Genomic DNA, 8095 nt, shown 5'->3' with positions numbered 1-8095 from the left:
AAATGAATGCAAAATAGTTAGAAGAATTAAGCTATTGAATTGTATGGATAAAATCACGACTAACTGTTAGCTTGGGTCCAGAAGCAATCGCATCGATAAGCGCAATTGTGCTCACAGCTGAGCTGCAACAGTGTTAGTGATTGCGGCCTGCTTCATCCCAGCCCGCCTCTATTTCTTTGGCAATTTTCCGCTGCCCTCGGCGCGACCACCAAATCAGACCAAGGACAAAGGAAAAGCAAAGTCCGATCGCACCCAGCAAGTAAAAATAATCTCCCATACAGCCTCCAGTTCTCGGGCACGATAATCAGGCCCTGGTAATGCAAAAGGCCCTAACAAGGGCCTGTGGGAATCTGGTTGCAAGAACTACCCGCGTAAGCCTCGCCGGCTTGTGTTACGGGGCGCTGCCATTGTTTTCCACTAATCCAGGATCAGCTAAAGGTTTCCTAGCCTTTGGGTGCTGCGAGCCCAAGGCGGCGGATGATTGCATTTCGATCACCCTCAGCCAAAAGCATGTCTTCTGCAAACTGCGCTGTTTGCAACTTGTATCGCTCCCAAACCTCACGCTGTAAGGGTGTCATCAGAGCTGTACCGGCCTCGATAAAATCAATGGCGGTAGCTATCTCCTCAAATGCTGAAGCACACCACGCGGTTGACATTCGTCGCGGAGAATCAACCTCTGGAAGTAGTTCGTTAATTTGCGTCTTGGTAGCGTCCATGAGTAGTTTCTCAGTAATCGTTATGGCCTCAGCGTCTCACGGGCTTTCGGAATCCCAAGCGAAAGATCCGACCCATTTAGCTGTTGTTTTGCTGGTGGCTATCCCAGCCCACCCACCACTCGTTGTGCTTCCAGGTGTGCTCCTCGTAGGGATTGAACATCCGGCTTAGTCCAATGGCAGCAGCGGCATATCCTTCATCGAAAGGAAGCTCAATAGTCGACGACTCGGGCTTTTCCCCGGTCGCGATAAGCCGCTTGCGGCGGTAGGCCAGGCGCTGGATCTCACCCATAACTTCTTGGGCTCGTGGCATTTTCTGGTCGAGCAGCCAAGCATCTGCTTCGGCATTTAACTCCCGCCACGGGTCCTCAGGTCGACCTGGGCTAATCGGCATACCATCAGGATGCAGCACTCCCCCGTAGCACTCCGGGCAAAAACGTCCGAACGGTACGGCCGGCTTACCGCAGGCCGCACAGGGCCGGTCGGGGGCTTGCTCGGTCATGGGGAATGACTCCTTCGTGATTACATCAGCTGCTTCTAACAATTTTCCCACAGTTGCGGGTAATCCAAACCAAAACCAGGCACTCAAATCAACTCAACCAGGACGGGCCCTATAGCTCGTGCAGCGACCATCTACAAACGCCCCAAACCTCCAATAGCTCGTCCTCTCCCAGCCGCAAGGGTGGATACCTTGGGTTATCTGCGCACAGCATCGCCCTGCCATCGGAGTCGTACTGCAAGCGCTTGACCAGAAACTCCGAGCCGACAACCGCCAACACCACTTTCCCTGGTTGGGCCTGCCGCGACTTGTCTACCGCGATTAAGTCGCCGTCATGGATACCCGCGCCGATCATAGAGTCGCCAAACGCACGGAACAGGAAGATCGAGGAGGTTGGACCTATGCCAACCAACTTATCGAGCGAGAGGTCAGGCTCCTGGTAGTCGGCGGCCGGCGATGGAAAGCCACAGCTGACGGGGCCGCAGAACTGGAGGGTTGCCGGGCTGGAGTCTGGCGTGAGCTGGCCTATTAGATGTACGCGCATTGCTACTACTGTTCATTTATACAGCATTGAGTCTATATCTACCGCCAGCCTCATGCAAAGCGCAGTGGATTTTTTCTCCTGGGATTGCTTTCGTGCCTGAGAACTGCCCAACCCCCACCACGCCTTCGCCTTTTCTAACCGTTATCCGTCCTGATATTCGCCTTGCGCCTTCGCTCGATCTGGAAAAATGCCACACGGACACACCTTCAAATTGAGTACCAACATGCCAACATCCGTTGAAATCGAAGCGATTCTCTGCGATCCAGCCACCAGCGGCTGGCTCAAACGCTGTCTCGAAGAGGCGTTGACACGTGACCCGCGGTAACTGTCAAGGTATCTGTCGCCCTGTTTGATTTTTATGCAGCTATTTTCTCTACCTCCCTAACTACTCGGCGCTCTGGGTTTAGCGATACTAATGTCACAGGATGCCAGTTGCGGGCGTCACCACTCCAGCGCTCAGGATGCGCAGCTCTGGCTGCAAGGTTGAGCGCATGTCTCTTGGCTAATATGGCTTTGTCTTCTCCTGTGTGGCGCTGCATCGGCGTCACGAAGCGGATAGCACTGTGGCGGTGCTCATAGTTGTACCACTGGACGAAGCCGTGCACCCAACGCTGGGCAGCTGATAGGTCAGCGAAGCCACTGACGGGGTAGTTCGGCACATACTTGCAGGTGCGGAACAGAGCCTCGGAGAAGGCGTTATCGTTGCTCACACGCGGTCGACTGAACGAAGGCTGGATCTGCAGATCTCTCAGCTTCTCAAGCAAGGTGACGCCTTTGAAGGGGCTGCCGTTATCAGCGTGCAGCACCAGAGGCTGGCCTACCATGTTTTCGGCCAGCACGGCTCGTTCAATGACACGGCGTGAGTTAGCTGCAGACTCCCCCAGAAAGGCTTCCCAGCCCACGACTTTACGGCTGAAGATGTCGAGGATCATCACCAGATAGTAGTAGGTACCCTTGGCTGGCCCAGGAAGCCAGGTGCAGTCCCAGGACCATACCTGGTTGGGGGCGATTGCTGTATGTGTAGTCGGCGCTGGCTGTGATTTGCGGGCTTTGGCGCGTCCCCGGTGTGCCAGCTGGCCATGTTTACGCAGTACTCGATAAAAGCTCGATACGGAGGCAATGTAACGCTGCTCTTCATCCATCAGCCGAATAACAATCTGATCCGGCGGTAAAGCAGCAAACTCGTCACGTTGGCATTGCCTCAAGATCTCAGCCTCTTCTTCTGGGGTCAGCGCATTAGCAGGGGCTGGGCGTTCGGCTACAGGGCGTTTATCGCCTGTTAGCTTTCCCGCCTGCATCCAGCGTTGGTGAGTCCGGATAGAAATCCCGACGACTTCACAGGCAGCCGTCAAGGTGGCGCCCTCGTTGCAGGCGACAGCAATCAGCTCTACGGCACGTTGGCGATCCTCGATGCTGATCATGACTCCTCGTCCCCCCAGATCGCCCGTGCTTTTTTTGACAGCGTCAGCAGTGCTGCTGTCTCCGCGAGTGCTGTGTTCTTGCGATGTAGCTCTCGTTCCAGCTCTTTGATCCGCTTGCGCTGCTGCTTGGCTTCATCCGCTTCTCGACGGCGGTCCTCATAGGACAGGCTGGCGGCTTGTTCGCAGTCATGACGCCAGCGTTGCAGCTGCTCGGGATACAGTCCCCGTTGACGACAATAGGCAGCAACGTCTTCGGTGTTCATCGCTGCGGTCTCAACCACCGCTGCAAACTTGTCTCGGGACGACCAGCCGGACGTACCCTGGTCACTTGCATCGGGCAAGCAGCGTCCCTCAGCACGAGCTTCTTTGCGCCACTTGTAAACAGTGGCTGGCGAGATACCCTCCTGCCGGGCGACCTCTTCTACGCTTTGGTTATAAGGCGGTAACAGCTTGGCCACAGCGGCCTGACGTCGCTCATCGGAATAGCGAGGCATACAGATCTCCAAACGCCCCTGAATGTTTAAGAGAGTGTAACAAGGGACGCGACATCAATCCTGACAGAGGGGGATCCGGACGAGATCGCCCAGATGTATCTGCAACTGCACCGGCAACACCGATCCACCTGGGCATTTGAGGTAGCGCTCAGGCCATGGAATGAGAAATGGTAGTAGGCGCTAATCCGCGTCAGATCAAATCACTTTCAACGTCCGAGACTAATGACCACCCTGATCGGTGGCCTGATAAGAGCCATACTGGCCCCGATGGTGACAACAAAAAAAACCGAGAGGTGAGCATGAGTACACTACGAAGCAACTTTGAAGCGGCTGCGCTGGCAGACCAGGAGTGCCTGTCCGAGTGGCACGTTATCACCCAGGCCATGGTGGACGAGTACGCCGCGCTCACCGGCGACGGTGAAGGCGAATGGGTCCATCTGGACCCGGAACGCGCCGCCCAGGAGCCCGGCTATGCCGGCACCATCGTCCAGGGATTCTTGCAGGTTTCACACCTGATCAAGCTGCACGCCGAGGCAATGAAAGCCCGGCCAGCCATCGACAAGAACTTCGCACTCAACTACGGCTTTGATCGGTTGCGCTTCGTCGGTCAGATGCCGGTGGGGGCGAAATTTCGGGCGCGTGTGGGTGCGCGTGAGCTGGTGCAAAAGCCAAATGGTGGGTGTTTGCTGAAGCAGGAAGTGAAGCTTGAGTTGGAGGATGGGCGGCCTACGCTGGTGGCTGAGTGGCTGTTTTATCTGGATTCGCGGGCGTTTCTTGAGGGTTGACTGGTAGGATTCAGGTTGACACAGGATCAGTGGTCGCCAGTGTATGTGATCTCACGGCGCAACCCGAGGCGCAGGATATAGCCGATACCCTGGATGCCGCCTGATAACCCATCAGGCGGCTGAAGCACCTAGCAACACCCTGGCCCTGGAACAGCTCTGATGCGAATCAGCTGCGCAGCCAAACCTCGATATTGCCCGCCCGCGCCACGCTGTAATCCCGACCTAGCGGCACTGCTGCGACCAACCCGAGCTGCTCCAGCTGTGCTATCAAAACCCGCGCTTCATCTGCAGGCAGGGCGTTTACCACGTCCGCAGCGCGCTGCAACAGGAACAACAAATAAGGCTCTACGCCAACCTCGATCGCTGTCCCGCGAAAGCAGGTGCTGACCATACCAATCTGCCGCAGCGCAGGCTTTTCAGTCACCGGCTCGCCGTCAGCCGGCTGCGCCTGCGCGACCCACCGATCCATAAACGCCAGCTTGTCGGTGAGCTCCGGAAAAATATCCACTGCGATGTGCTGCAGGACTGGTAACAGCGTTGGCGGCAAGGCGTCATTGGGCCAGAACTCAGGACGGCTGTCGGAATACTCCACCACATCCAGCCCGGGCGCCGTCATGCGCTCGACCCAACGGTGTACGCGGGGAGCACGGGTTTGCATGATCCCCAGCGGCACCGGATCGCGTCCCAGGTGAGCGAACATGGGGCCTATCAGGCCGTAATCGGCAATTGAAGGACGCCCACCCAACAGATAGGGCATCACCGCGAAATGCGCGTCCAGCACCTCAAGGAGTTGCTCGAAGGATTGCTCGATCAGCGCTGCGCTCTGCTCATTCACGCCCAGGCGTGGCAGATAGGAATTCATGCGCCCCATGATTTTCTCGGCCATTTCTTCGCCAGAGCCGCTGATAAAGGCATGGCGTAAAAAGCCTTCCTGCTGCACGCGGTACGACCAGCGATAATGCATGGCGTGCTTGAGCATGGCCTGGCTGCCGTAGTATTCGATAATCACCGCGACCACGCGTTGCAGGGGTGTGCTCGGGTAAACGGGATAACGCACGCCCTGCGCCTCGAAAAAATCGATAATGTCGACCGTGTCCTGAATCACTCGGCCCTCCGGCGTTTCCAGCACCGGAATAATCCCTCGGCCAATTTGCGGCAAAATGCGCGTGGCAAAGTCCGGGTGCGAAGTAGGCACCTCCACATAGGCGATACCCTGGTTGCGCAAATAACAGCGCGCCTTGCCGGTATATAGCGAGTGCGAGGAGCCGTAGAGGGTATAGAGGTTCTGATCGAGGGACATGACAAATTCGTTGTTATGGCTGGAAGACTGCCTCAGATCCTAGCGATCTTCTCCCCTGAAGGCAACCCGAAACCACGGCTGGTGTTGTCACCGGGCCGCCAAAGAGAGTGGCCACGCTCCAGACGTGGTTAGAGCTACCACGCGTCTGTGTCCCGGGAGTTAACCTTCACCTGCCCCCAATTAGGGTGGTGGTGGTGTTCTTGCCAACTTTCCATTCCTGCTGCTGGGTCAGTTGGTTGGCGTCGTCATAGGTGATGGTTTGATCGCTTTCACCATATGACCCTGAGCCAGACTTTTCATTTCAATTTCAAACGGTTAGCGCTTAAGTAAGTGCCATTCTCATCTGACCCCGTTACCGTGCACCGTTACCGCGCAAGACCCGTACCGCCTTACCACTGTCCCTTCAAGGCTCCCAGCCCGGAGGGGGCTGGCGCGGGCGATATCGTGGATCAGGATACTGCACGCCGCGCGCTTTAAGCATATCGATAACTTGGACTTTATGTTTCATTGCATCCGATTCGGCCGGTACTTGTCGTATCTGAACACTCAACGCCAAGTCCTGAAGGTTGTTATTCAATCCCTTCTGCAAAAAATATGCAACTAGATCGAACCTGCCCATGGCGACGGCCACTTTCGCGGGCGTATCTCCATTATCACACTGTACATTCACATTTGCATGATAGTTTTCAACCAACAAACGGACACACGCCTCACAAAACTCAATGACAGCCTGATGCAACAGGCTGTCTCCGTTTGGCCCGATCAGATTCGGGTCCCCTTTGTAGCGAAGCAGCACATCTAAAAGATCGACCCTGCTGGCGCCAACAGCCAAATACAGTGGCGAGGCGTGCAACTTTTCGTCACGGTAATTCGGATTTGCACCCAGCTTCAGCAGTTTCTCCGCGCCCCGGACGTTTCTTAAATAAACCTGCCAGATCAACGGCGTCACCCCATCAGCACCGATCGTATTGACGTCAGCTCCAGCCTGGACTTTTTCATCCACTTTCTGAAAATCATTTTGAGTAGCCGCTACCACCAACTCAGCAACTAGCGGATCACTAAAAGCTTGCTGAGGAGTCATGCCGCCGACCTTCTGTCCGGCAGCACAACTGCTTACCACTGAGAGCATGACTATAATAAACACCCTATGTTTAATGTTCATCTGACTCCAATTACCCCTTGATCCATGTTATTCTTCAGAAAAAACTCTTTTGGGTATTACGTTGTTCGAGATTTTTCCAATTTCTACGAGGCTGGGTTTTTTACCAAACTCGTGCTTTGCATAACCTGACTTCAGCAGGTGTTTTATTTCACCCAATTCCGCTGAAGACGCAAAGTCATATTTATACCTATTGGAAAGCGTACCAACTAAATTGTATAGGTAAAAAGAGTTTTTTGGGATTGATGAAATATAACTTTCCACATTGGATTTCCAATGTGCAGGCCTTTCATTTACAACCATAAGAATTAGATTGTGCCTGATAAGCTGGTCGCTTTCAGAATCTATGCAGTCATAAAGCAAGGGTGCAATCTTATTTGAGTATAGGTCCCCCGTGAACATTCTTACTACATTATAAGGATTTGCCAAAAATATTTTTTCACTCTTTCTTCTACTGTGTCGCCAAACCCATCTTCCAAAATAAAACCTTGGCCCTCGAAAGCAACTTTCCCTTGCGATGCTAAAAGCGGCGTAAGTGCAAACAGTATTTGCGAAACTTGTTTCCAACCACGAGTTATCTGCTTCAACAACAGTCTCTTAATATCTGGATCTACGTAGTCACTATTCCTAAGCGCTCGCGAGCTAGCCTTTATCTTCTGTATCAGACCACTAAGCGAGTATTCTTCAATAATATATTGAATTCTTTGGTCGTAAGGTCTTAGCTGATTATAATTTTTATCAGCGTGGTCATCTTTCAATGTATCGGGAAGGTTAGAATTTGAAATATTTTCGCTGACAGCCTCTTTTGCAATGGCTATAGATTCTGCGGAAGGACTCCACTCAATAGAAGCTAACGGATTTAGTTCCGCAGGAAGTCCTGTCTTTTGATCTACCAAGTCACATGCAGATGATAAGTCATCTGTTAGTTTTTCTAAGAGGTCACCCCGGTCCCGGTCGATACCTGTGTAGAATTCTATTATTTCAGGAAATGACGCATAGTTCTTTTGGCCTATAATGTAATCATGAAACTCTTTGCTAGCATACATTCGGCCCGGTAGACGCAGCCAACGACGCCGAGTTGCTTGCTGAAGTTCTCGCGAGCCATTGCGATAAGTTGCAACAGGCCAGCCGGTAAAGTCCTTGGGTTTTCCGGCACCTGCTTAACCCTAAGGTCCTCATC

The 8095-nt window shown here is 53.7% G+C and carries 7 protein-coding genes and 1 pseudogene; 1 reads left to right on the top strand and 7 read right to left on the bottom strand.

Annotation, left to right across the window (positions count from 1 at the left end):
- Nucleotides 1-443: 443 nt before the first annotated feature.
- The 4 genes and pseudogenes from FHL16_RS30125 to FHL16_RS30110 all read right to left on the bottom strand — a co-directional run bounded on the left by FHL16_RS30125 (nucleotide 444) and on the right by FHL16_RS30110 (nucleotide 3671).
- Nucleotides 444-716, bottom strand: coding sequence for a hypothetical protein (locus FHL16_RS30125; RefSeq protein ID WP_069900608.1), 273 nt, complete (start codon nucleotides 714-716; stop codon nucleotides 444-446).
- 76 nt (nucleotides 717-792) lie between these two features.
- Nucleotides 793-1215, bottom strand: coding sequence for a hypothetical protein (locus FHL16_RS30120; RefSeq protein ID WP_069900609.1), 423 nt, complete (start codon nucleotides 1213-1215; stop codon nucleotides 793-795).
- A 109-nt stretch (nucleotides 1216-1324) separates the two neighbouring features.
- Entirely contained in the window at nucleotides 1325-1756 is a 432-nt protein-coding gene (locus tag FHL16_RS35125; RefSeq protein WP_069900610.1) for a LexA family protein, read from the bottom strand.
- 356 nt (nucleotides 1757-2112) lie between these two features.
- Nucleotides 2113-3671 (bottom strand): annotated as a pseudogene (locus FHL16_RS30110) (IS3 family transposase).
- Between the two features lie 299 nt (nucleotides 3672-3970).
- Here FHL16_RS30110 and FHL16_RS30105 point away from each other — a divergent pair.
- Entirely contained in the window at nucleotides 3971-4456 is a 486-nt protein-coding gene (locus FHL16_RS30105; RefSeq protein WP_010465782.1) for a MaoC/PaaZ C-terminal domain-containing protein, read from the top strand.
- A gap of 166 nt (nucleotides 4457-4622) precedes the next feature.
- Here FHL16_RS30105 and FHL16_RS30100 read toward each other — a convergent pair whose 3' ends face one another.
- The 3 genes from FHL16_RS30100 to FHL16_RS30090 all read right to left on the bottom strand — a co-directional run bounded on the left by FHL16_RS30100 (nucleotide 4623) and on the right by FHL16_RS30090 (nucleotide 7961).
- Nucleotides 4623-5756, bottom strand: a complete 1134-nt coding sequence (locus FHL16_RS30100; protein ID WP_077750177.1) for a glutathione S-transferase family protein — start codon at nucleotides 5754-5756, stop codon at nucleotides 4623-4625.
- Between the two features lie 403 nt (nucleotides 5757-6159).
- On the bottom strand, nucleotides 6160-6918 hold the full coding sequence (locus FHL16_RS30095; RefSeq protein ID WP_010465777.1) for an ankyrin repeat domain-containing protein: 759 nt from the start codon (nucleotides 6916-6918) through the stop codon (nucleotides 6160-6162).
- A 404-nt stretch (nucleotides 6919-7322) separates the two neighbouring features.
- Nucleotides 7323-7961: a hypothetical protein gene (locus tag FHL16_RS30090; RefSeq protein WP_077750176.1), complete on the bottom strand. Its 639-nt coding sequence runs from the start codon at nucleotides 7959-7961 to the stop codon at nucleotides 7323-7325.
- Nucleotides 7962-8095 lie beyond the last annotated feature (134 nt).

This window comes from Pseudomonas sp. FSL W5-0299 (genome assembly GCF_005930655.1).
Lineage (GTDB): Bacteria > Pseudomonadota > Gammaproteobacteria > Pseudomonadales > Pseudomonadaceae > Aquipseudomonas > Aquipseudomonas mandelii.
Note: the sequence above shows the minus strand (reverse complement) of the source record. Positions and strands in the feature narration are given on the sequence as shown.

Bases quoted from the DNA above. Each gene is read 5' to 3' on its own strand.
- FHL16_RS30125 (WP_069900608.1), bottom strand. From the start codon at position 716: ATGGACGCTACCAAGACGCAAATTAACGAACTACTTCCAGAGGTTGAT.
- FHL16_RS30120 (WP_069900609.1), bottom strand. From the start codon at position 1,215: ATGACCGAGCAAGCCCCCGACCGGCCCTGTGCGGCCTGCGGTAAGCCG.
- FHL16_RS35125 (WP_069900610.1), bottom strand. From the start codon at position 1,756: ATGCGCGTACATCTAATAGGCCAGCTCACGCCAGACTCCAGCCCGGCA.
- FHL16_RS30105 (WP_010465782.1), top strand. From the start codon at position 3,971: ATGAGTACACTACGAAGCAACTTTGAAGCGGCTGCGCTGGCAGACCAG.
- FHL16_RS30100 (WP_077750177.1), bottom strand. From the start codon at position 5,756: ATGTCCCTCGATCAGAACCTCTATACCCTCTACGGCTCCTCGCACTCG.
- FHL16_RS30095 (WP_010465777.1), bottom strand. From the start codon at position 6,918: ATGAACATTAAACATAGGGTGTTTATTATAGTCATGCTCTCAGTGGTA.
- FHL16_RS30090 (WP_077750176.1), bottom strand. From the start codon at position 7,961: ATGTATGCTAGCAAAGAGTTTCATGATTACATTATAGGCCAAAAGAAC.